At 64.6% G+C, this 19,502-nt stretch carries 27 protein-coding genes; 12 read left to right on the plus strand and 15 right to left on the minus strand.

Features of this window, described 5'->3' with window-relative positions; all coding sequences use genetic code 11:
* Positions 1-174 precede the first annotated feature (174 nt).
* Entirely contained in the window at positions 175-2,310 is a 2,136-nt protein-coding gene (locus tag VI234_RS03765) for a 4Fe-4S dicluster domain-containing protein (protein WP_336329275.1), read from the plus strand.
* Positions 2,307-2,933: a TorD/DmsD family molecular chaperone gene (locus VI234_RS03770; RefSeq protein WP_336329276.1), complete on the plus strand. Its 627-nt coding sequence runs from the start codon at positions 2,307-2,309 to the stop codon at positions 2,931-2,933. The genes VI234_RS03765 and VI234_RS03770 overlap by 4 nt, the downstream gene beginning before the upstream one ends.
* Before the next feature lie 8 nt (positions 2,934-2,941).
* Here VI234_RS03770 and VI234_RS03775 read toward each other — a convergent pair whose 3' ends face one another.
* Genes VI234_RS03775 through VI234_RS03785 form a run of 3 tightly spaced genes read right to left on the minus strand, consistent with a single transcriptional unit; the run spans position 2,942 to position 3,592 of the window.
* A complete protein-coding gene (locus tag VI234_RS03775) occupies positions 2,942-3,175 on the minus strand; it encodes a hypothetical protein (RefSeq protein WP_336329277.1) in 234 nt (77 codons plus the stop codon).
* Positions 3,168-3,443, minus strand: coding sequence for a hypothetical protein (locus tag VI234_RS03780; RefSeq protein WP_336329278.1), 276 nt, complete (start codon positions 3,441-3,443; stop codon positions 3,168-3,170). Before VI234_RS03780 ends, VI234_RS03775 begins: the two co-directional genes overlap by 8 nt.
* Positions 3,443-3,592, minus strand: coding sequence for a hypothetical protein (locus VI234_RS03785; protein WP_336329279.1), 150 nt, complete (start codon positions 3,590-3,592; stop codon positions 3,443-3,445). Before VI234_RS03785 ends, VI234_RS03780 begins: the two co-directional genes overlap by 1 nt.
* A gap of 97 nt (positions 3,593-3,689) precedes the next feature.
* On the opposite strand from VI234_RS03785, the gene VI234_RS03790 reads away from it, so the two are divergent.
* Positions 3,690-4,907 carry a DUF7405 family protein gene (locus VI234_RS03790; protein ID WP_336329280.1) on the plus strand — a complete coding sequence of 406 codons (1,218 nt, stop codon included), beginning with the start codon at positions 3,690-3,692 and terminating at the stop codon, positions 4,905-4,907.
* 61 nt (positions 4,908-4,968) lie between these two features.
* Here VI234_RS03790 and VI234_RS03795 read toward each other — a convergent pair whose 3' ends face one another.
* From VI234_RS03795 to VI234_RS03820, 6 genes are read right to left on the minus strand one after another with little or no spacing between them, the layout of a single operon-like run.
* Positions 4,969-5,103, minus strand: coding sequence for a hypothetical protein (locus VI234_RS03795; RefSeq protein ID WP_008313251.1), 135 nt, complete (start codon positions 5,101-5,103; stop codon positions 4,969-4,971).
* Positions 5,104-5,147: 44 nt separating this feature from the next.
* Positions 5,148-5,492, minus strand: coding sequence for a hypothetical protein (locus VI234_RS03800; protein ID WP_336329281.1), 345 nt, complete (start codon positions 5,490-5,492; stop codon positions 5,148-5,150).
* Positions 5,489-5,632, minus strand: a complete 144-nt coding sequence (locus VI234_RS03805; RefSeq protein ID WP_004591875.1) for a hypothetical protein — start codon at positions 5,630-5,632, stop codon at positions 5,489-5,491. The genes VI234_RS03800 and VI234_RS03805 overlap by 4 nt, the downstream gene beginning before the upstream one ends.
* Positions 5,629-5,895 (minus strand): hypothetical protein, encoded by a 267-nt coding sequence (locus tag VI234_RS03810; RefSeq protein ID WP_336329282.1) that lies wholly within the window; start codon positions 5,893-5,895, stop codon positions 5,629-5,631. The genes VI234_RS03805 and VI234_RS03810 overlap by 4 nt, the downstream gene beginning before the upstream one ends.
* Positions 5,896-5,943: 48 nt before the next feature.
* Complete coding sequence (locus VI234_RS03815) at positions 5,944-6,732, minus strand: DUF7124 domain-containing protein (protein ID WP_008313258.1); 789 nt, start codon at positions 6,730-6,732, stop codon at positions 5,944-5,946.
* Positions 6,729-8,501, minus strand: coding sequence for an aldehyde ferredoxin oxidoreductase family protein (locus tag VI234_RS03820; RefSeq protein ID WP_336329283.1), 1,773 nt, complete (start codon positions 8,499-8,501; stop codon positions 6,729-6,731). Before VI234_RS03820 ends, VI234_RS03815 begins: the two co-directional genes overlap by 4 nt.
* A gap of 78 nt (positions 8,502-8,579) precedes the next feature.
* Here VI234_RS03820 and VI234_RS03825 point away from each other — a divergent pair, with 78 nt between their 5' ends.
* Complete coding sequence (locus VI234_RS03825) at positions 8,580-9,185, plus strand: molybdenum cofactor guanylyltransferase (protein ID WP_008313262.1); 606 nt, start codon at positions 8,580-8,582, stop codon at positions 9,183-9,185.
* Positions 9,186-9,211: 26 nt separating this feature from the next.
* Here VI234_RS03825 and yqeC read toward each other — a convergent pair whose 3' ends face one another.
* Positions 9,212-9,931 carry a selenium cofactor biosynthesis protein YqeC gene (yqeC, locus tag VI234_RS03830; RefSeq protein ID WP_008313263.1) on the minus strand — a complete coding sequence of 240 codons (720 nt, stop codon included), beginning with the start codon at positions 9,929-9,931 and terminating at the stop codon, positions 9,212-9,214.
* Between the two features lie 109 nt (positions 9,932-10,040).
* Between yqeC and moaA the strand changes: the two genes are divergently transcribed.
* The 3 genes from moaA to VI234_RS03845 are packed head-to-tail and all read left to right on the plus strand — an operon-like array spanning position 10,041 to position 13,329.
* Positions 10,041-11,123 (plus strand): GTP 3',8-cyclase MoaA, encoded by a 1,083-nt coding sequence (gene moaA, locus VI234_RS03835; RefSeq protein ID WP_008313265.1) that lies wholly within the window; start codon positions 10,041-10,043, stop codon positions 11,121-11,123.
* A gap of 51 nt (positions 11,124-11,174) precedes the next feature.
* Positions 11,175-12,260, plus strand: a complete 1,086-nt coding sequence (locus tag VI234_RS03840) for a putative sulfate/molybdate transporter (RefSeq protein ID WP_336329284.1) — start codon at positions 11,175-11,177, stop codon at positions 12,258-12,260.
* A gap of 55 nt (positions 12,261-12,315) precedes the next feature.
* The gene (locus VI234_RS03845) at positions 12,316-13,329 is read left to right on the plus strand and encodes a DHH family phosphoesterase (RefSeq protein ID WP_336329285.1); all 1,014 of its coding nucleotides are present in this window, start codon (positions 12,316-12,318) and stop codon (positions 13,327-13,329) included.
* Positions 13,330-13,340: 11 nt separating this feature from the next.
* Here the strand turns inward: VI234_RS03845 and VI234_RS03850 are convergent, their stop codons facing one another.
* The gene (locus VI234_RS03850; protein WP_336329286.1) at positions 13,341-15,263 is read right to left on the minus strand and encodes a beta-CASP ribonuclease aCPSF1; all 1,923 of its coding nucleotides are present in this window, start codon (positions 15,261-15,263) and stop codon (positions 13,341-13,343) included.
* 174 nt (positions 15,264-15,437) lie between these two features.
* Between VI234_RS03850 and VI234_RS03855 the strand changes: the two genes are divergently transcribed.
* The gene (locus tag VI234_RS03855) at positions 15,438-15,617 is read left to right on the plus strand and encodes a DUF5786 family protein (protein ID WP_004516241.1); all 180 of its coding nucleotides are present in this window, start codon (positions 15,438-15,440) and stop codon (positions 15,615-15,617) included.
* Positions 15,618-15,641: 24 nt separating this feature from the next.
* Here the strand turns inward: VI234_RS03855 and VI234_RS03860 are convergent, their stop codons facing one another.
* Positions 15,642-15,980 (minus strand): glutaredoxin family protein, encoded by a 339-nt coding sequence (locus tag VI234_RS03860; protein WP_008313275.1) that lies wholly within the window; start codon positions 15,978-15,980, stop codon positions 15,642-15,644.
* 72 nt (positions 15,981-16,052) lie between these two features.
* The gene (locus tag VI234_RS03865; RefSeq protein ID WP_004516243.1) at positions 16,053-16,295 is read right to left on the minus strand and encodes a BolA/IbaG family iron-sulfur metabolism protein; all 243 of its coding nucleotides are present in this window, start codon (positions 16,293-16,295) and stop codon (positions 16,053-16,055) included.
* Between the two features lie 73 nt (positions 16,296-16,368).
* Between VI234_RS03865 and VI234_RS03870 the strand changes: the two genes are divergently transcribed.
* Together VI234_RS03870 and VI234_RS03875 are read left to right on the plus strand one after the other, a co-directional pair.
* Positions 16,369-16,521, plus strand: coding sequence for a hypothetical protein (locus tag VI234_RS03870; RefSeq protein ID WP_161606638.1), 153 nt, complete (start codon positions 16,369-16,371; stop codon positions 16,519-16,521).
* A gap of 92 nt (positions 16,522-16,613) precedes the next feature.
* Complete coding sequence (locus tag VI234_RS03875) at positions 16,614-16,997, plus strand: thiol-disulfide oxidoreductase DCC family protein (protein ID WP_008313281.1); 384 nt, start codon at positions 16,614-16,616, stop codon at positions 16,995-16,997.
* 252 nt (positions 16,998-17,249) lie between these two features.
* Here VI234_RS03875 and VI234_RS03880 read toward each other — a convergent pair whose 3' ends face one another.
* Together VI234_RS03880 and VI234_RS03885 are read right to left on the minus strand one after the other, a co-directional pair.
* The gene (locus VI234_RS03880; protein ID WP_336329287.1) at positions 17,250-17,660 is read right to left on the minus strand and encodes a CoA-binding protein; all 411 of its coding nucleotides are present in this window, start codon (positions 17,658-17,660) and stop codon (positions 17,250-17,252) included.
* A gap of 46 nt (positions 17,661-17,706) precedes the next feature.
* Positions 17,707-18,081 (minus strand): winged helix-turn-helix transcriptional regulator, encoded by a 375-nt coding sequence (locus VI234_RS03885; protein ID WP_008313286.1) that lies wholly within the window; start codon positions 18,079-18,081, stop codon positions 17,707-17,709.
* Between the two features lie 107 nt (positions 18,082-18,188).
* On the opposite strand from VI234_RS03885, the gene VI234_RS03890 reads away from it, so the two are divergent.
* Positions 18,189-18,884 carry a ThuA domain-containing protein gene (locus tag VI234_RS03890; RefSeq protein ID WP_008313289.1) on the plus strand — a complete coding sequence of 232 codons (696 nt, stop codon included), beginning with the start codon at positions 18,189-18,191 and terminating at the stop codon, positions 18,882-18,884.
* Between the two features lie 271 nt (positions 18,885-19,155).
* Positions 19,156-19,502: FAD-dependent oxidoreductase (locus VI234_RS03895; protein WP_336329288.1), on the plus strand; the 347-nt coding region annotated here is incomplete at its 3' end.

Raw genomic sequence — 19,502 nt, forward strand, 5'->3', positions numbered from 1 at the left:
ATTGTCTGTCTAGACGTGCCACTAATTCACTGTCATCCATGATAAAAGATGTCATATTTTGCCATGATAATTCCTGTAATTTTTTGCCCGACCAAAATTTTGGGGGTTGAATTCACGAATTGATGTGTGAACACTCCGCAAGGTCTATTAGCGGGACATGATTTTGCATCATTAATGAATACAGGTGCCTTTGTGTGTTCCTGTGGGGGATCGTGTGATATCGACCTCGAAGCGGTACGAGACGGTGTCGACGATGTCGATGTGGTGGCCAGCTCCGAACTGCTCTGTCAGGACGGCCTGGCCGGGATGTCACAGGTCATCGAGGAGTACGATCTCGATCAGGTCATCGCGACGACACCGGAACCGTCGTGTCAGGACCGCATTCGCGGGCTCGCCGACGAACACGACCTCCACCCCGAAGCATCGGTGTTCGTCGACCACCGGGAGAGCAACGCTTGGGTCCACGACGAGGCCGCGGCCACCGACAAGACGGCCCGCCTGATCAATGCAAAGCGGGCCGGTCTCCGCGAGGAAGCGCCGTCGCGGACGGTGTCGAAAGACGCCGGTGACCGTGTCGCCGTCGTCGGTGATCCCGGAGCCGCACGGTCACTGACCGACGAGGCCGACGTGACGTTCATCGCGGACGGGCGGGACTTCGCGGACGTGGACGGGCTCGGCGACGTGACGATGGAGCGCGGGCGCGTCGTCGACATCGATGGCTCCTACGGCGAGTACGAACTCACGCTGGAAGCCCGCGTCACCGACGACTGCATCGACTGCATGGACTGCGTTCGAGAGGGGCCTGACGGAATGGTGACGGAGTTCCCCGTCGACATCCATCCGGACGCGCCTGACGGCGAGTGGACGAACACCTGCCCGACCGACGCCATCGACCTGGACGGCGTTACCCGCACTGTCGAAGTCGACCAGGTCATCTATCCCGGCGGCCGCGACAACGCCCGCGGCGGCCGGCTTGGTTTCTACACCGGGCCAGTCGACGCCGGGACCATCGCCGCCGTCGAATCGCAACTGGGCGGCATCGAGAAGCCGCAGTTCCTCGACCTGGATATGGACGTCTGTGCGGCCGGGGCATCTAGCCAGGAGGGGTGTACGGCCTGCGTGGACGCCTGCCCCCACGGCGCGGTCGACCGGCCGACCATCGACTCCGTCGAGTTCGACGAGGTAGCCTGCGAGAACTGCGGGGCCTGTACGAGTTCCTGTCCGACGGGCGCGACACAGCTCCGCGAGCCCTCGAACCGACGGCTCGCCCGCGAGGTCGAGGCGCTGCTGGAGGACGGTGCGGACGAGGGCTTGCTCTCACGAGGCGACAGCGCGGGTATCGACACGCAGGTCGTCGCCTTCGTCTGCTCGGAGTACGCGATGGAGCGCCTCCGGGCACACGGTCGCAAGGCTGTCCGGTCGGGCGACCTCGACTACCCACCCATTCTCCCGGTCCAGGTCAACTGCACGGACACCGTCGGCGAGGCCCACGTCATGCACGCGCTCGCGGCCGGCGCGGACGGCGTCGCCATCGTCGGCTGTGGGGGCTCCTGCCTCCACTCCGGTCCGGACCCCAAGCAGGACCTGGTCGACCGGCTGAATCAGGCGACGACCGACCTGGGCTTGGGCGACCGAGTGGGCTTCTTCGCTCCGGAGGCCGGCAACCCCGAAGCCTTCGTCGAGTCGCTGTCCGGGTTCGTCGAGTTCGGCCTGGACGAGACGCCGATTCCGGCCGGCGACTATGAGGCGACCGGCCGCAGTGATACGGACCGCGAGGAACCTCGTCCGAACCCCGATTTCGATTCCCACGGCTGGACCCTGGAGAGCGTTCGGACCATCCTCGACCACGTCGAGCCCGAACGCGAGGTGGTTCGCGGGCTGAAGGACTTCGGCGTCATGGACGTGAACGACGCGTGTACGCTGACGCCGACCTGTACGAACCTCTGTCCGACCGACGCCATCAAGCGGACCGGCGAGGGCGAACTGGCGTTCAACCACGCGGACTGCGTGAACTGCGGCCTCTGTGAGGAAGGCTGTCCGGAGACCGCGATCACGATGCACGACGGGCTGGACCTCTCGCTGCTCCCCGAGAACCGCGACGGCGAGGCCTGGACGACCGTCCACGAAGGCGATATGCTGGAATGCGTCCGCTGTGGGAAACCGTTCACCAGCGTCGCCTCCGCGGACAAGATCGAGGAGGAAGTCGGCGACCAGGTCGAGGGGCTGGCCCCCGACGCCGACCACAGCGTCTTCGAGTACTGTAGCGACTGTCGGAGTCGCCTGCTGTTCGACCAGGGGGAGAAACGATGAACGACGCGGCCGTCTACGAGGCCCGCCTCGAACTGGTGGACTTCGTCATCGACGTGTTCTGGGACGTGCCCGAGGAAGCGTTCGTCGAGCGGCTGTTGAGCGGCGAGATTCAGCTGCCAGAGGACTCCATCAACGACCAGCTCGACGAGGGCTTCGAGATGCTTGCGGCGTGGATCGACGAGAACGCCGGCCGGTCGGTTTCGGCGGTGCAGGACGAGCTCGAACGGGAGTACACGAACCTGCTCGTCGGCCCGCGACCGCCGGTGTTGCCCCACGAGACCAACTACCGCGAGGACACGGAGTTCATCGGCGAGGGGCTGGCCGAAGTCGATGCCAGCTACGGCGCGGCAGGCTGGTCACCCCCCGAGGACTACCCCGAAGAGAACGACTTCGTCGCCGTCGAGCTGGCGTTCCTGCGGTATCTCATCGAGCGCCAGCGCGAGGGCGACGAGGAAACTGTCCGCTACGAGCGGGTGTTCATCGAGCAACACCTCAGCGAGTGGGTCGTCGATTTGACCGACGAGATGCGCGAGGAGGCCGACGAGGGGCTGTTCCTCGCGGCGGCGCTCATCTGTGAGGGGCTGGTCCGCTTCGAGGACGAGATCGTCGCCCAGATCGGCTAGCAGGGCGGCTACCGGATTCGGAGCACGAGCCCCATGCTTGCGATGAGGCCGACGACCAGCAGGACCTTCACCGCGGGCAGCAGGAACGCCATCGCCTGTTCCATAAAAAAGAGCGACCGCCAGGAGTTGACCGAGCGTGCGATGACCGCGACGGCTCCCGCGCCCGCGACCAACACGCAGAGGAGCGTGACCGAGGCCGCCGCGACGACGCCGAAGGGGTTCGCACGCAGTCGCTCACGCATCGGGCACCACCCGCCGACCGACGACGAGGACCACGAATAGCGGGACGAGAACGACCAGCAGCCGACTGACGAACAGGCCGATGTAGCTGATAGTCGATTTGAGGTGGATCTCCCAGTGCCAGCTCCCCTTGAGCTCAGCGATGAGGCCGATCGTTCCGACGACAAGCAGTGACAGCGCCAGCAGCGTAGCGAGAGTGTAGACCAGAATTCGGAGATATCCGAGGAGCGAGACAGCGGTCAGCCGGGAGTTCGATTGTTCGGTGGCCATCAGGTACCCTCCCCGGTCCAGTGCCGCTGATAGATATCGTACGTGATGACGGCGAGGACGACCAGCCCGACACCGAGGACCGCCGCGCCCATATCGGGTGGAAACGGGAGGTTGAGTCCCGATTCCGAGTGGATGAGTATGGTTAACATGGAATGTGGTACGGACTGGCAAGTAAAAAACCGTTGCGACCTGTTCGCTTGAGACAACGTTTTTCTCCGCGTAGCCCTACACTTGTGATACCATACCATGAGTTCGCGCCGAGGGCTGCTGCTTCGACTCTCCGCACTCACCGGAGCGGCCGGTCTCAGCGGCTGTTCGTCACTGCTGGCCGGGCAAGCGGAGTCGCCGACGGGTGACCTCGACCCGAACCCGCGGGCCGACGCACTCCCGATACGGCAACACGCCTGGAACGAGCGCCTCCGGAGCGACGCCGCCGGCAACGACCTGTTGCCACGTCATTTCCGACTGTTCATGCTCGACCTCGACGGGCCACCGTCGGATTCTGCCGCGGAGACTGTCGAGCTAGCGATGCGAACACTGGAAGACGCCTACGAGTTCAACAGTGCAGGACTCCTGCATATGCTCTGCTGGGGGACGAACTACTTCGACACCTACGGGTCGCTCGATTCGTCTCCGATACGCAGCCCGCGGGTCCTCTCCCGGACGGACGACCCCGACCTGCAGTCCTTCGACGCGATGCTCGTCCTTGCGAGCGACGTTCCCTCGAACCTCGCGGCCGCCGAATCGGCGATGTTCGACACGCGGCCGACGCTCGCGGACGCGGAGATTCAGGGTCGACTCGGCGACGTGTTCTCCGTCGCCGACCGCCGCGGCGGCTTCATCGGCGAGGGGCTTCCGGCGGCCCACGCCGACGCGGAGGGCGTCCCCGCCGACATCCCCGAGGAGTCGTATATGTTCTCGGGCTTTTTCGCCGGCCGGGCCGGGACGCAGGCCAGCGAGGACCGCGTCACCATCGACGACGGCCCCTACGCCGGCGGGACGACGATACACCTCTCGCGAATCAACGAGGCCTTCGACAACTGGTGGGAACTCGCCCAGTCCGACCGCGTCAAGCGACTGTTCTCGGCGGAGTTCTCCCCGGAGGACATCGACAGAGGTGCCCTCCCCTTCGCCGACATGGTCCGCGAGCACGCGAGTACAGAGGGCGAGGTCGGCCACTTCGAGAAGGTGGCCCGCGCCCGCAAGGACGGGGAGCCGATTGTCCTCCGGCGGGACTTCAACACGATTGACGGCGGCCAGGCCGGGATTCACTTCCTGTCTCTACAGGAACGCCCGCGGGACTTCGAGGAAGTTCGGGACGCGATGAACGGCTGGTGGCTCCGAGAAGAGCACGAAGACCTCCGGGACCGACAGAACAACGGCCTGCTGGAATTTATCGAGGTTGCGTCACGCTCGAACTTCTACGTCCCGCCGCGTGACAAACGGGCCTTCCCGGCCCCGTAGCTGTCGCTCGCGTATAGGGAGGGGCCACGAAAACAGTGCGAGACCTGACGTCGGCAGCGGCTCACTCCTCGTCGTCGTCCGTCGTCGTGTCGTTCTGGTTCACGTCGCCCGGCCAGACGCCGTGGTCCCAGACCTCGAAGTCGTTGAACGTCTCTGTCGCACCCTTCGGCTTCCACTCACTCTCTTCGTGTGCCATTGTATATCATCTGTCGTAGTGACCGGGCTTAAGTTTTGGTGCCGTCACTCAGACGGCGTTCCCGGCGGTTTCTGCTCGTCCGTGACTTCGTCGAGGAACGCGTTCGCGTAGAGGTCGACGTGCATCTTCAGGACCGCGCTCTCGTCGAGGCCGCTCTCCTCGGCCTGTCGGCTGAGCAACGCGGCCAGTTCCTCTGTCGGTTCGTACTGTACCTCGCGGCCGTCAACCTCGAACGCCACGTCGTGGGACTGTGAGACGAGGTGTTCAATCTCCAGCAGCGCCTGCTCGACCTTCGTTTCCATCGCCGCGTCGATGTCCTCTAACCGCCGGTCGGCCCATTCCTGGGCCGCCTCGTACAGGCGGTCGCTTACCTCGAAGACGAGCGTCAAAACGACACCCCCTCGCCTTCGAACTCGGGCGTCCACAGCGTCGTCTCCTCACACACCGGACAGTTCTGTCGGCGCGGCTGCCCCTCGAACGCCGAGAGGTCGATCATCTGGCCGCATTCCTCGCAACTGTAGTACGTCATTCTTCGGACGGGGGCCACGACTGTGGGGCCGGGTCCGACTCGGTTATCTCGGAGTACAGGACCACGAGCGCGCCGAGCACGATGGCCAACACCAGTACCCCGGCGATGCCGCCCAGCGCGTTCTGACCGACGAACGTCGCTGTTCCGGTCGCGAAGTCGATGGTCGACAGTACTTCGACCAGTGTCAGTAACAGCCAGACGAACGCACCCAATACCACGAACGTGAGTATCTTCGACTGCTGGACCGCGGTTCGGAGTGTCATTGTCGTTCGTGTATGACAATGACCAGCAAGCATTATAAATATAGGGCGTTACTCGTCAGCGAGTTCCCACTCCGCCTTCTCGGCGGCGTCGGCGAGCGGGATAAACTCCCAGCCCGTCCGGTCGGCGATGGGCTCGTCGTCCGGACGGCCGACGAGGACCATCCGCTCGGCGTAGAACATCGAGTGCTCGTCGATGTCGGCGAGGCGTTCGGCCGGTTCCTGACCCGCGCCGCTGAAGAAGTCGGCGTCGATGCCGTGGTCACGCTGGAACTTGTTGATGACGAACGCCTCCACGTCGCCGACGATACCAACCCAGTCGGCCCACGCCCGCGCCTCGCGGAAGACCAGTTGCGGGTCGGCGAACTGCCGGGCCGCGTCGTAGGTTACGGCCATCGTCATGTCGTCGATGCCGCCGCCGTGGGGACCGCTCGCTTCGACGGGTTCCTCGCCGGCAGCGGGGTCCTCGGCGACGTTCGAGGCCGGGTCCGTGTCGGTCGCGGCCGCGCCGCCCGCGCCGCCGCTGTCCGTCGGGATGCCGACCGGCTTGTCCTTGTTTTCCCGCGGGACGTGAGGGACCGCCTGGCCTCCGGGGTCCGCGCTGGCGGTATCTCCGCCGTTCCCTCCGACACCAGTGTCCGAAGCAGGACCCGTTCCTGCGGCCGCGCCGGGACTCTCAGCCTCGGCGTTGCTGTCGGGCCGCACCGATGCGGTCCCAGTCGCTCCGGGGTCGGGTTCGTCCTCTGGGTCGCCCTCACCACTCCAGAACCAGTCGCCCCGGTTCGGCGTCTCCTCGTCGTCCTGTACGTCGAGTTCGTCGAGGTCGATTTCGTCTGTCATTCTCCGAGTGTCGTGTCCGCTGGTAGTGTCGATTGGTCGACGGCGTCCGCGAGGCCGAGTCGCTCGATTGTCTCGGATGTGGGCCGGCCGTCGGCGTCCCAGCCGCGCTGACTGTAGTACTCGTCGAGCATCGCGTCGAACGACTCGGCGTCGATTGCCGCGCCAGCGTTCGGGCCAGAGTCGAGCGGTTCCTGCAGCTTCGCCGGAAGTTCGTCGTCGGCTCGGGAAACGCCTTCGCGGACGTTGAACAGGCGCGTCAGATTCCACACCCGCTCGCCGACTGTCGCGAGGTCGCCATCCGTATCTAGGCCGACAGCGTCGAGCCACTCCGCGCCGAGGTCCTCGAAGGCGTCGCCGACGAAGTCATCGACGACGAGACACCACAGCACCGAGCGCTGGTCCTGTTCGCGGATGACGGCCGCGGCCGCCCGCTCGGGGCTCCAGTCGCCGTCGAAGGCTTCCCGCTCGATGGGGAGCGCCCGCCGGTGACAGGCCCCGCGGTCGCTGGTTGCGTACGCCAGCGCCATGCTCCGTGCGCCGCGGGGGTCGTACGCCGGCAGTTCCATGGCCTTGACCGTCGGCAGGAGGTCGTCCCCGCCCAGCCGGGCCGAGGCCGCATCGACGCCGTCGGCCAGGGCGTCGCCGAGCGTCGTCTCCCGTGCGACGATCTCTTTGAGGAGCGCCCGCGCGTCGTCGGGACTCCCGTAATCGAGCGACTCGTCGAGCAGGCCGGCGTCGCCAGCTTTGATCGCCCACGCGACGGCGCTCCCGGCGCTGATGAGATCGAGCCCCAGCCGGTTGCAGGTCTCGCCAAGCGCCGCCACGGCGTCGAAGTCGTCGATTCCCAGGCCGGCCCCGAGACTCATCGCCGTCGCCCCGCGCGGGACGGTTTCGCCGTTCTCCGTCTCGACGCGGAAGCCGCCGGGGCTCCCGTCGTCGTCGTACTCCCGACCCGCGGCGAGTTCCTGCACGGCCTCGATGCCGACGCCGTCGGCCCCCTCGAACTGGCCGTCCTCCCAGCCATGCGTCGAGAGCGCGCCGACCTCGTTGGCGAAATCGACCGTCTCGACGGTGCCGCTGGCGTGGAGCCACTGCCCGGTGTCGCCCTCGCGATATCGGGTTGCGTACTGTTCCCGTAGCTCCGCGAGATCCGTCGGCGGGTCGCCGCGGACGACGACTGCTTTCAATCGTTTTGCACCCATCACGGCCCCGGCACCGCCCCGGCCGGCGTGGTGTTCGCCGCCGTCGGAGGCGATGGTCGCGAACGCGACGCCCTGCTCGCCCGCCGGGCCGATGCACGCCACCGCCCCGTCGGGGAACGCCGCGTCGGTTTTGGCCGTGTCCTTGCCCCACGTCTCAGCAGGTTCGACGGTCGCGCCGTCGTCCTCCACGACGAGCTTGACCGGCTCTTGGGCGCGACCGGTGACCAGAATCCCGATGTGGTCCTGCAGTGCGCCAGCCAGCGTGTCCGGGAACGTCCCGCCCGCGTAGGAGTCGAGGAAGCCGCCGGTCAGCGGCGACTTCGTGACCGCCGCGTAGCGCGTCTCGCCCGGCAACAGCCCGGAAACAGGGCCGAGCATGAAAAGCAGGACGTTCTCGGGACCCAGCGGGTCGGTGCCGGCGTCGAGTTCGTCGTACAGATACCGAGCGCCGAGTCCCTTGCCGCCCACGAACTGGCGACGCCAGGCCTCGGGGACCGGACGGCTCTCGACCGACGCCGACGACAGATCGACGTAGAGCATCCGGTCCCGGTTGGCCACTGTCATCACCCCACACTCTGCCGGCTGTCGACTAAAGGATTACCCACAGCGCGAAGCACCTTTCCCTCAGACCCGAGAAGTCGGGGTATGCGCGCAGGAGTCATCGTCTCGGGCGGCCGGTCGACGCGGTTCGGCGACAGCGACAAGGCCGTCGCCGACCTCGCGGGGACACCGATGATTCGCCGCGTCGCCGACCGACTGGGACAGGTCGTCGACGACCTCGTCGTGAACTGCCGCGAGGACCAGGTCGAGGCTATCGACGCGGCGCTGTCGGGCCATACACTCGACCCGACGTTCGCACTCGATGCGGACCCGGACCAGGGGCCGATGGCGGGCATCGCGACCGGGCTGGAGGCCGTCGACAGCGAGTACGCCGCCGTGGTCGCGTGCGATATGCCCTTCGTCGACCCGGGCTTTGTCGACTATTTGTTCGAGCGGGCGGCGTCCCACGAGGCCGCAGTGCCGCGACCGGACGAGTGGTTCCAGACGACACAGGCGGTGTACCACGCCGAGGCGATGCGGGCGGCCTGCCGGCGAGCGCTGGAACGCGGCGAGCACAAGGTCGTCGAACCCGTCTTCGACCTCGATTACGTCGTCGTCGAGCGCGAGGACGTGCTCGAACACACCACGCTAGAGACGTTCGAGAACCTCAACACCCGCGAGGAGTTCGAGGCCGCGGCCGAACAGTTTTGAACGAACGGGGCCGGTGTCGGCTCGTCTCAGACGACTGCCACCAGCGGGTCGTCGGCTCGCATTTCCGCGAGCACCACGCGTGGCACGTCGGCGCGGTCGTGAATCGCCTCGGCGACGGCCCGCGCGCTCGCTTCGAGGTCAGCGTCGTCGACCATGTTGAGCAATGGAATCGCTGTCGCGCCGGCGGGGACGTCTTTCAGCCCGCCGCGGCCGCTGGCGAGGACCGCGGCGACATCTCGCGGTCGAATCTCGTCGCCGGGGTCGAGCCCGGTAATCGCGGCTACTTCGTTGACGCGATGGACGAGGTCGTCGGTCAGCGGTTCGCCGACGACGTGGGCGCTTGCGATAGGCACGACCGTCGACGCCGTCGGGGGTAGCTGTGGCTCGCGGTCGCTCGGCGCTTTGAACTCCCGCATCCGCGCGCCGTCGGCTTTCACCAGAACCGGGTGGTCGATGTCGGTCAAGTCGGCGACAGTTTCCGGGTCGTAGCCGCGGTAGCGGTCCGGCCGCTCCTGTGTCGGGACGACGCCCAGCGGCCACGCAGTCGCATCCTCGATTGCTTCCCGCGGGGTTTCCGTCACGACAACGTTCTCGACCCAGCCGTCGAAAATCGGAATCCGGACCGTCGCAGAGACGACAGCGTGGTCGAGGCGACGTGCGAGCGTTGCCATCGTCGTCTTCTTCCCCCCAGCGCCGACAAGGCAGGTGGTCCCGTGCTGCGCGTCCAGCGCGTCGACGATGTCCATACGCACTACACGGCAGTAGTCGGATTAACCGTTACCCTGGTGCGCACGATAACGGAACCGGACCAGTCACGTCATTTAAGAGGTTGTGCTGTGAACAGTTAGCAAGGAAATGCTCGAAGACGACTTCGGTCGCGAGGTCTCCGGTGTCCGCGTCTCCCTTACCGACCGGTGTAACTTCGACTGCGTCTACTGCCACAACGAGGGGCTGGGCGACACACGGGGCCCGATGGAGGCACAGGACGACGAACTCACTGCCGACACCATCGTGGCCTTCCTCGAAGTCGCCGCCGAGTTCGGCGTCGACTCGGTGAAGTTCACGGGCGGGGAGCCGATGCTCCGGGAGGACCTGGAGGAAATCGTCCGGCGCGCCCCCGACGAGATGGAGGTGTCGATGACGACCAACGGCACCTTCCTCCCCGGCCGCGCCCCGGACCTCGTCGACGCGGGCCTTGAGCGGGTCAACGTCTCCCAGGACGCGCTCGACAGCGAGGCCTTCGCCGAGCTGACACAGAGCGGGGCCTACGACCGCGTCCTCGAAGGCGTCGAAGCGGCGCTTGACGCCGGCCTCGCGCCGGTGAAGCTCAACATGGTCGTCTTCGAGCCGACTGCGGGCTACGTCCCGAAGATGGTCGACCACGTCGCCGAGAACCCCGGGCTCCAGCTCCAGCTCATCGAGTACATGCCGGAACTGGCCGGCCATCCGGAGTGGGCCATCGACATCGACCGCGTCCACGACTGGCTGGAAGACCGCGCGGACACGGTCGAACACCGCGAGATGCACGACCGCAGGCGTTACTGGATACACAGCAACGAGGCGGCGGTCGAAGGGAGTGGCGCGACCACCTCGCTGGCCGCGTCCGACGGCGGCGTTCAGACGGAGCCAGTCAACAACCAGAACAGCGGCATGGTCGAGATCGTCGACCCCGTCGGCAACGAGAACTTCTGTGCGAACTGCCACCGCGTACGGCTCACCCACGACGGCTATCTCAAGGGCTGTCTGAACCGCAACGACGACCTGCGGGACATCGGCACGACAAAGGAGTCGATGCGCGCCGCGTTCCGCGAGACGGTCGACACCCGCGTCCCCTACTACGGCGAGTACATGGTCGAAACCGAGGACGGCGAGTGGGAGATAAACGAGGAGTACATCGACACCGACGGGGACCGTGCGCCCTACGAGTACTCGGAGTAGCGGTCGCCGCGGGCAAACGCTCTTGTTTTTCCATCGTGAAGACCGGCCAGAATGAGTTTCCCGTTCCGCGACCGAACCGCGATTTCACTGTCGTGGAACGAACTCACCGGCGCTGTCGGGGACTCCGCGACGGTGCTCCCGGTCGTCGTGGCCGTCGCCGTGCTGACGGAGCTCTCGCTCCCGGTCATGCTGGTCTGGTTCGGCGTTTTTCAGGTCGTCTGGGGGCTGTACTACGGCGTCCCGATATCGGTCGAGCCGATGAAGGCCTTCGCCGCGCTGGTCATCGCCGGGACTATCTCCACCGGTGAACTCGTCGTTGCGGGGCTCCTGCTGGCGGGCATCCTGCTCGTACTCGGTACCACGCGGTCGCTCGGGACGGTCAATCGGTACGTCGACGACACCGTGGTCCGGGGGGTCCAACTCGGCGTCGCACTGGTCCTGCTAGAGACGGGCATCGGTCTCGGGCTCAGCGACCCAACACTCCTGGCCGTTGCCGTCGGCCTTGTGGCCGTCTTCGCACTTCTGGGCTACAGTGGGCAGAGCGCCTTCGCCGTCTTCGTCCTCGGCGTCGTCCTCGCCCTCGCGGAGACCGGCGTGCCGACGCCGGCCGTCCCCGCTGTCGACGCCATGTTCATGCTTCCAAGCATGACACTGTCGGTCCAGACGGCAGAGGCCGTCCTCGCTCAGATTGCGGTCACGGTCGGCAACGCCGCCATCGCCACGTCAGTCCTGCTTGCGGACTACTTCGACCGGGACGTGTCCGCGGACCAACTCTCGAACAGCATGGGGCTGATGAATCTGGTCGCGGTCCCCTTCGGTGCGTTCCCGATGTGTCACGGGAGCGGCGGCGTCGCCGGAAAGTACGCCTTCGGGGCCAGAACGCCCGGCGCGAACCTGATTCTCGGCGCGGGCTACGTCTTGACCGCGTTCCTCGCCGTCGGCGTCATCGCGGCCTACCCGACGGCGCTACTCGGGGTCATTCTGGTACTAATCGCGCTCCAACTGGGCTGGACCGGCGTTTCTAGAACAGATGACCTCGTAGTGGTCGCGGCAATCGGTGTTCTCGGCGTACTCGTCAACCTCGGTCTCGCGTTCGCCCTCGGCGTCCTCGTCCAGCAACTGCGCGCCCGGGTGTGACTCGACGGCCGGCCCCCACACGCTTGTATCAGGAGCCCGAAGGGTCGACTGATAGATGCGCCCCGCAACGGAACTCGAAAACTTGCTCGGAGAAGCGGAGTCACTCACTATCGTCTGTCACAACAACCCGGACCCTGACTGTCTAGCCAGCGCGCTCACCCTGGGCCGTATCGCGGCCGCCGTCGGCATCGACGAGCGACGCATCCTCTACAGCGGCGAGATCTCACACCAGCAGAACCGCTCGTTCGTCAATCTGCTGGAGATGGACATCCAGGAGTTCGACCCGGAAGACGTGGCGGATCGGGCGTCCTCGGAACTCCTTGCTTTCGTCGACCACTCGAAACCGGGAGTGAACAACCGGGTCCCCGAGGACGTCTCGGTCGACATCGTTATCGACCACCACCCCGCCGAGGACATCACCGCTCGGTTCGTCGACCACCGGGTAGAGATCGGGGCAACGGCGACGATACTGACCGAGTATCTGCGGGACCTCGAAATCGAACTCGACGACCGCCTAGCGACCGCACTGCTGTTCGCGATTCGACGTGAGACGCTAGGGTTCCTGCGCGGTGTGACGCCGGACGAGTACGGGGCGGCCGGATTTCTGACAGAAACAGCCGATTCGGCCCTACTGCGACAGCTCTCCTCGCCGTCGGTCAGCGGCGCAACTGTCGACGCCATCGCGGACGCCATCGGGAACCGGACGGTCCGCGGGTCGGTGCTGATTTCTCACGTCGGCCGGACGCCGGAGCGGGACGCCCTGCCACAGGCGGCCGACTACCTGGCGACGCTTGAGGGCGTCGAGACGGCCATCGTCTTCGGCATCGTCGAGGAGACCATCCAGCTCAGCGCCCGCTCGACCGACTCCCGGGTCAACATCGGGGACGTGTTACACAACTCGCTGGGTGATGTCGGGAGCGCAGGGGGCCACCGCGAGATGGCCGGCGGCGAAATACCGCTTGGCATCTTCGCCGATTACACGAGCGACGACACCGTGCTTGTCGATATCGTCGAGCAGGTCATTTCGGCGCGGCTGTTTTCCGGGCTAAACCTCACAGAAGAGACATGACGTGAGCGGCCTCAGGAGAGCCTGAACGTTTCCAGGTTCTTCGGATTGTGGGTCCGCATGTTGAAGTTCTGGTACAGCGCCGAGGAGAGCTGATTCGTCGAGGATTCGTCGCCGTGGACGCAGAGAATCTTCTCCGGCCGCGGATGCATCGTTTCGACGAACGATTCGAGTCCCTGCCGGTCGGCGTGCCCGGAGAAACCGTCGACCGTCTCGATGCCCATCTTGAGGCTGACCCGCTCGGCGCGCGGGCCGCTCGTATCGCCGAGCGTGATTTCGTCCTGGCCGCGCTGGATCTGGCGGCCCAGCGTCCCCTCGGCCTGGTAGCCGACGAACACCATCGTGTTGTCCGGGTCGCTGCCCAGCAGGCGGAGCCAGGACATCACGGGGCCGCCGGTGACCATCCCGGAGGTAGTCAGAATGATCGCCGGGTCGTCGTCGGTAATGTCCCGACGCATCTCCTCGCCGCCATCGACCTGCGCGAACTGCTCGGCGAGGAACGGGTTCTCGTCCTCGTACAGGATGCGCTGGCGGAGGTCCTCGCGGAGGTACTCCGGATACGCCGTGTGGATGGCCGTCGCCTCGCGGATCATCCCGTCCAAGTACACCGGCATCGTCGGGATGTCGCCGCTGCGCATCGCCCCTTCGAGGACGAGCATGAGCTCCTGGGACCGGCCGACGGCGAAGGCCGGAATCAGGATCTTGCCGCCCTTCTCGTGGGCGGTGTTGATAACGTCTTTGAGGACGCGCTCGGAGTCGGCCTGATCGGTCTGGTAGTCGTTTTTCCCGCCGTAGGTCGACTCCAGCACGAGCGTCTCTACCCGCGGGAAGTCGTTGATAGCGCCGTCGAGTAGGCGGGTGTCCTCGTAGTGGATGTCGCCGGAGAAGGCGACGTTGTACCGCCCTTCACCGATGTGGAAGTGACACACCGCCGCGCCGAGGATGTGGCCGGCGTTGTGCATCGTGAGCTTGATATCGGGCGCGATGTCGGTGACGTTGCCGTACTCAAGCGGAATCGTGTGTTTGAGCGCGTCCCGGACCTGCTGGCTCTCGTAAGGCGGGGTGCGGCCCTCCTTGGAGGCCACATCGAGGTAGTCCAGTTGGAGCAGCCCCATCAGGTCCCGCGTCGGCGCGGTCGTGTAGATCGGGCCGTCGTAGCCGTATTTGAACAGGATAGGGATGAGCGCGGAGTGGTCCAGGTGGGCGTGAGTCAGGACGACGGCATCGAGGGAGTTCGGACCCGCCGCGAGCGCTTCGGGAGCCTGGAGATACGGGACTTCGCCCTCAGCGCCGGGCTTGTCGCCGCAGTCGATGAGGATACGGGACTCGGGCGTCGAGAGGATGAACGACGCGCGCCCGACCTCCCGGCAGCAGCCGAGTGTGGTGAGTCGGACCCAGTCCTCGTCGGCCGTGGTGGGTCGGTTGATCTGGCGGCCGACACGCTGGAGGATGTCCCGTCGTTCCTCCCGTTCCTGCTTGAGGTAGTTCCGGACGTTCGAGACCGTCGAGGACTCCATCGGCGGCGTCCGAACGACTTCGGGGGTCCAGCCGACGGAAGCGGAGATTTCGTCGAGGGTCGCGCCGTGGCGGCCGATGACGCGGCCGGGCTTTTCCGCCTCGATGAACACTTCGCCGGTCTGGCGGTCGAAATCCAGGTTCTGGACGCCGGCATCCTCGGGAATCGTCTGCGTTATTCGAGCCCGGGCTTCGTTCGGCGGGACGAGGGCTTCCTGCGTGGGGCGAACGTTGATACGTTTGCGCAGCGTCTGTGCGAGGTTTCTGACGATCCCGTCGCGGTTGGCGACCGTCTGCGCGTCCGGCGTGTAAATAACCAGTTCCGGTCCCTCGAACGCGACGGATTCGATTTCGATGTCGTCCGGTGTCTCTTCTTCGACCTGTGCTTTGATTCGATCAAGTGTCTCGTCTGCGGAACTCATAAGTTTGGAGATGGAGGCCCGATAGCCGTCGGTAAAACCACGGCTCTCGACTGCCGTTATCTAGCGGGAGTGCAAGCACGGTAAAGAACCTTTGCTTGTCTCGGTATGTCATTGTATGGTCGTGTCTCGGCAGGAACCGGCGAATTTTAGTGTGGGACTGCGAGTTGTAGTTGTATGGGCTTTGGTAGCTACGATGAATCCGAACAGAAGGACAACGACGTAGACGCAGACGACAGCGAGGGCGTTGCGGTCCACGAGAACGACCACGACGGGTCGGTCTCCTTCGAGACGGAGGCGACCACGAGCGACCTCGTCGACAAACTCGGCGACATGAAAGACGAGGACGAGGAGTAACGCCGCCGCCACTCCCGACTGCGCTTACTGGCCGACTTTTTCCGCGAGTTCGCCGCGCTCGTCCAGCTGTTCGAGGATGTCGCTGCCGCCGATGAACTCCCCGTCGACGAACGTTTGGGGGATAGTCTCGCGGTCGCTGTGGCGCTCCAGGGCTTCACGATAGGCGTCGGTTGCCTTGAGCACGTCCACTGTCTCGATGTCGTCGCGGTGCTGTTGCAGTAGTGCGAGGGCCTTCTTCGAGTAGCCACACTGTGGCATCAGCTCGTTGCCTTTCATGAACAGCACGACCTCGTTGTCCTCGATGACGCTGTCTACTTGGTCCGTGACCTCTTCGGGCGAGAGTTCTTCGGGCTCGAATGCCATACCCACACTAACGGCGTCGGCAATAAAGGCGTACCGACGGGGCGAGCGAGTCCACAGCGTCGGGACGCTCGACTACTCGGCTTCCTCGGGCGTCAGTGTCGTCAGCTCGATAGCGTGAATGTCGCGGGTGAGATGGTCCCCCAGCGCGTCGTGGACGAGCTGGTGCTGGTCGACTAGTGATTCTCCCTCGAACGCCGGGGACACCACGCGTACGGCGTAGTGTTTGTCGTCGTCGGGGTCCCGCGGTGTGGTGACCGTCGCCTGTGCTTCCGGAAGCGCTTCCTCGATGAGTTCGGCGACTGCATCCTCGTCCATACGCGCTCTGAAGAGAGCGGCAGGCAAAACAGTTGGCGTCACAGTCATGCCGCGGTCACTAACTGAGCGACAGTTGCCGGCCGATACCGACTCCGAGGGCGGCCAGTCCCAGAAGGGTGAGCGCGACCCCGCCGAACCGGACTGCCGAGAACGAGGCCACAAGCCAAACCGTCCAGAGCGCGACCACCAAGGCAAGCCCGCCGGCCACGATCAACAATCAGTCTGACGAACCGCTTCATGTCCGTGTCTGTGGTGATCGGCTGTAAATTCCCGCCAGCTGAACCACAGGTGTTTGTGCCTCGGGTACGTAGGTCGGATATGAGCGACGCAACACTCGTCTACGACGACGACTGCGGCTTCTGTACGTGGTGGGCGGACTTCATCGACGAGCGGTCCGACCTCGAAATCGTCGGGTTCTCCGACCTCGACGACGACCTGCTGGAGCGACTTCCGGACGACTACGAGTCCTGCTCGCATCTGGTGACCGGGGAGGAGGTGTACTCCTGTGGGGAGTCCATCGAGACAGCGCTCACCTACACTGACATAGGCAAGCCGGCGCGGCCGCTGGTCTCGTTCTTCCGGCAGTTCGAAGACTACGAGCGGTTCCGCGAGCGGGCCTATCGACAGGTCGCCGATAACCGTTCGAAGTGGGGGAAGGTCATGTCGAAGACGCCGCCAGCGCGCAGGGACGGCACGAACTGACGACCCCGGACCCTGGCGTGTTGCAGATCGCCCTCGCTGACCGGGCTGACGTAGCGCAGAATCGACACCGAAACTGCGTGGCCGCGACGAGGAACGCCGGCAGGTAAATAACCGCCAGCGCCCGGTGGAACAGCACCCGGACGAGCCAGTACCCTCTGGCTCCCACGGCAGCACACTCCGGATGTGGCCCAGACACAGACTGACCGTACGGGCGACGGCTGTGTCAACCGCATTCAGCCGTTATCTGCCTGTTCAGGCCATCAGTTGCTGGTGGGTCGGCTTCATACAGCGGTCCTGGACGACGCGGCGGCCGGCCGCTTCGGCACGTTCGACGGCCTCGTCGTCGTGGATGCCGAGCTGGAGCCAGATGACGGCGTCGTCGTCCCGTTCCAGGGCCGCGTCAACGATGTCGCTGACCTCGTCGCTTGGCCTGAACACGTCGATGATGTCTATCTCGCCGGGAATCTCTGACAGCGAGTCGTAGCCCTTCTGTCCGAATATCTCGTCTGCGAAGGGATTGACCGGAATCACCTCGTACCCCTGTTCGTTGAGGTACTTCGGGATCTCGTGAGCGTCCTTGCCGGGGCTGGTCGAACACCCGACGACGGCGACGCGGTCCAGTTCGAGGATCTCTCGGAGTTCGTCGTCCGAATTAACGGGCATACACGGATGTTCGCCGGGCAGCAACAAAAGCGATTGCCTGCACGACCTACTCCGTAGGCTCGTCGGCCTCTGTCGGTTCCTGCAGGTATGTCTGGCCCCACGCTGCCATTTCGGTGATTACGGACTCAAGTGACTCCCCGTGTTCGGTGAGCGAGTAATTGACGCGAAACGGTTGTTCGTTGATTACTTCCCGGTCGACGAGCCCTTTCTCCTGTAGGTCTTCGAGGCTGTCAGAGAGCACTTTGGAAGAAATCCCGTCGACGTTCTCTTTGAGTTCGTTAAATCCTGACGGGCCGTTATCAAGCAGTCGGTGGATGATGACGGGGTGCCACTTCTTCCCGATGAGGGACGCCGTCGTGGTTATCGGACACCACTCTTCGCCAGCACACCAGACGGAGAGCTTCTCCGGTGAATCACTCATATCTTGTCGGGATTTCGGCCGCGGCCGGCTAATAACTACCCCTGTGCAGGTAGCTCAGCCATGAGAGAGTAATTATATTTTTCTCCGGTTATTCAGTGTATTCTTGTATGGTTGCAGTCACCGTGTGGAACGAAAACCGGCACGAACGGGCGACAGGCCCGGCCAATGCGATGTACCCCGACGGGATCCACACGACGTTGGCTGAGATGCTTACTTCGTACGGCCACACTGTTCAGACAGCGACACTCGATGACCCTGCCAACGGACTAGCCGAGGAGGTACTCGCCGAAACTGACGTGTTACTGTGGTGGGGAGATGTCGCACACGATGCTGTCAGCGATGCGACTGCGAGCCGCGTCGAGCAGGCTGTCCGTGACGGAATGGGGTTCATCCCGCTCCACTCCAGTCACGAATCGAAGCCGTTCGAGGCACTCATGGGAACGACTGGCACCCTGCGCTGGCGCGAGGAGGGCGAGCGCGAGCACGTCTGGGTCGTCGAATCGAGCCATCCAATTACCGACGGGCTTCCCGAGGAGTTCGAACTCGAACGAGCCGAGATCTACGGAAAGGGGTTCGACCTGCCGATACCGGACACCCTGGTGACTGTAAGTTGGTGTGGCGACGGCACAGTGTTTCCCAGCGGGTGTTGTTACTATCGTGATGCAGGACGGATATTCTACTTCCAACCCGGCCACGAGACGTTTCCAGTGTATCACCGGCCGGTCGTCCAGAAGCTCCTGCACAACGCTGTTACGTGGGCCGCGCCGAATGAGACCGACCACCGCTGTGCTGGACAGTCCTGACGGTCAGGACAACCGTTGTGCTGTCTGTCGGCTCCCGGTTACCCCTCCCTCTGTTTGATTGGCCGACCGGAAAGGACAGACTGTCTCTGTAAATAGGTGATTAGGAGGCGTCTTTCGGAACGGTAGGTGCTGTTTTACCTCGGGAGGGTGACCGAAGGCGACTGCAAACTTAGGGGACTGGGTCACGACCGTGAGCCAGCATGCGCGGACAACAGCGGAGCCGTAGACCGATTCCAAAGGGTTTGTATCTAATGACTTCGGAGAATGGCCTATGACAGAGAACGTGGTCGTGCTCGGTGCGGGGTACGCTGGCGCGGGGGCAATCAAGAGTTTAGAGGACGAGCTAGACGGTGTGACAGACGTCGATGTGACCTGGATTTCTGAGACGGATTACCACCTGGTCTTGCACGAGTCCCACCGCTGCATTCGGGACCCGAGCGTCCAGGAGAACATCGCTATTCCCGTCCACGAAATCAAGCAGCCCTCGACCTCGTTCGTTCAGGACGAGGTCGTCGGTATCGACACCGACGCCCAGGAAGTGGCCCTCGCCGATTCTGACACCGTCGAGTACGATTACCTGCTCGTGGGGCTGGGCTCGCAGACGGCCTTCTTCGGCAT

Origin of the sequence: Haloarcula sp. CGMCC 1.2071 (assembly GCF_037078445.1) — an archaeon.
GTDB lineage: Archaea > Halobacteriota > Halobacteria > Halobacteriales > Haloarculaceae > Haloarcula > Haloarcula amylolytica.

What these genes read in the sequence shown, in the direction of transcription:
- VI234_RS03860 (WP_008313275.1), bottom strand. Translation starts at nt 15,980, where the DNA reads ATGGCATTCGAGCCCGAAGAACTCTCGCCCGAAGAGGTCACGGACCAA.
- VI234_RS03875 (WP_008313281.1), top strand. Translation starts at nt 16,614, where the DNA reads ATGAGCGACGCAACACTCGTCTACGACGACGACTGCGGCTTCTGTACG.
- VI234_RS03770 (WP_336329276.1), top strand. Translation starts at nt 2,307, where the DNA reads ATGAACGACGCGGCCGTCTACGAGGCCCGCCTCGAACTGGTGGACTTC.
- VI234_RS03880 (WP_336329287.1), bottom strand. Translation starts at nt 17,660, where the DNA reads ATGCCCGTTAATTCGGACGACGAACTCCGAGAGATCCTCGAACTGGAC.
- VI234_RS03810 (WP_336329282.1), bottom strand. Translation starts at nt 5,895, where the DNA reads ATGACACTCCGAACCGCGGTCCAGCAGTCGAAGATACTCACGTTCGTG.
- moaA (WP_008313265.1), top strand. Translation starts at nt 10,041, where the DNA reads ATGCTCGAAGACGACTTCGGTCGCGAGGTCTCCGGTGTCCGCGTCTCC.
- VI234_RS03765 (WP_336329275.1), top strand. Translation starts at nt 175, where the DNA reads ATGAATACAGGTGCCTTTGTGTGTTCCTGTGGGGGATCGTGTGATATC.
- VI234_RS03825 (WP_008313262.1), top strand. Translation starts at nt 8,580, where the DNA reads ATGCGCGCAGGAGTCATCGTCTCGGGCGGCCGGTCGACGCGGTTCGGC.
- VI234_RS03890 (WP_008313289.1), top strand. Translation starts at nt 18,189, where the DNA reads ATGGTTGCAGTCACCGTGTGGAACGAAAACCGGCACGAACGGGCGACA.
- VI234_RS03785 (WP_336329279.1), bottom strand. Translation starts at nt 3,592, where the DNA reads ATGTTAACCATACTCATCCACTCGGAATCGGGACTCAACCTCCCGTTT.
- VI234_RS03815 (WP_008313258.1), bottom strand. Translation starts at nt 6,732, where the DNA reads ATGACAGACGAAATCGACCTCGACGAACTCGACGTACAGGACGACGAG.
- VI234_RS03780 (WP_336329278.1), bottom strand. Translation starts at nt 3,443, where the DNA reads ATGGCCACCGAACAATCGAACTCCCGGCTGACCGCTGTCTCGCTCCTC.
- VI234_RS03845 (WP_336329285.1), top strand. Translation starts at nt 12,316, where the DNA reads ATGCGCCCCGCAACGGAACTCGAAAACTTGCTCGGAGAAGCGGAGTCA.
- VI234_RS03790 (WP_336329280.1), top strand. Translation starts at nt 3,690, where the DNA reads ATGAGTTCGCGCCGAGGGCTGCTGCTTCGACTCTCCGCACTCACCGGA.
- VI234_RS03775 (WP_336329277.1), bottom strand. Translation starts at nt 3,175, where the DNA reads ATGCGTGAGCGACTGCGTGCGAACCCCTTCGGCGTCGTCGCGGCGGCC.
- VI234_RS03855 (WP_004516241.1), top strand. Translation starts at nt 15,438, where the DNA reads ATGGGCTTTGGTAGCTACGATGAATCCGAACAGAAGGACAACGACGTA.
- VI234_RS03805 (WP_004591875.1), bottom strand. Translation starts at nt 5,632, where the DNA reads ATGACGTACTACAGTTGCGAGGAATGCGGCCAGATGATCGACCTCTCG.
- VI234_RS03885 (WP_008313286.1), bottom strand. Translation starts at nt 18,081, where the DNA reads ATGAGTGATTCACCGGAGAAGCTCTCCGTCTGGTGTGCTGGCGAAGAG.
- VI234_RS03865 (WP_004516243.1), bottom strand. Translation starts at nt 16,295, where the DNA reads ATGGACGAGGATGCAGTCGCCGAACTCATCGAGGAAGCGCTTCCGGAA.
- VI234_RS03850 (WP_336329286.1), bottom strand. Translation starts at nt 15,263, where the DNA reads ATGAGTTCCGCAGACGAGACACTTGATCGAATCAAAGCACAGGTCGAA.
- VI234_RS03795 (WP_008313251.1), bottom strand. Translation starts at nt 5,103, where the DNA reads ATGGCACACGAAGAGAGTGAGTGGAAGCCGAAGGGTGCGACAGAGACG.
- yqeC (WP_008313263.1), bottom strand. Translation starts at nt 9,931, where the DNA reads ATGGACATCGTCGACGCGCTGGACGCGCAGCACGGGACCACCTGCCTT.
- VI234_RS03840 (WP_336329284.1), top strand. Translation starts at nt 11,175, where the DNA reads ATGAGTTTCCCGTTCCGCGACCGAACCGCGATTTCACTGTCGTGGAAC.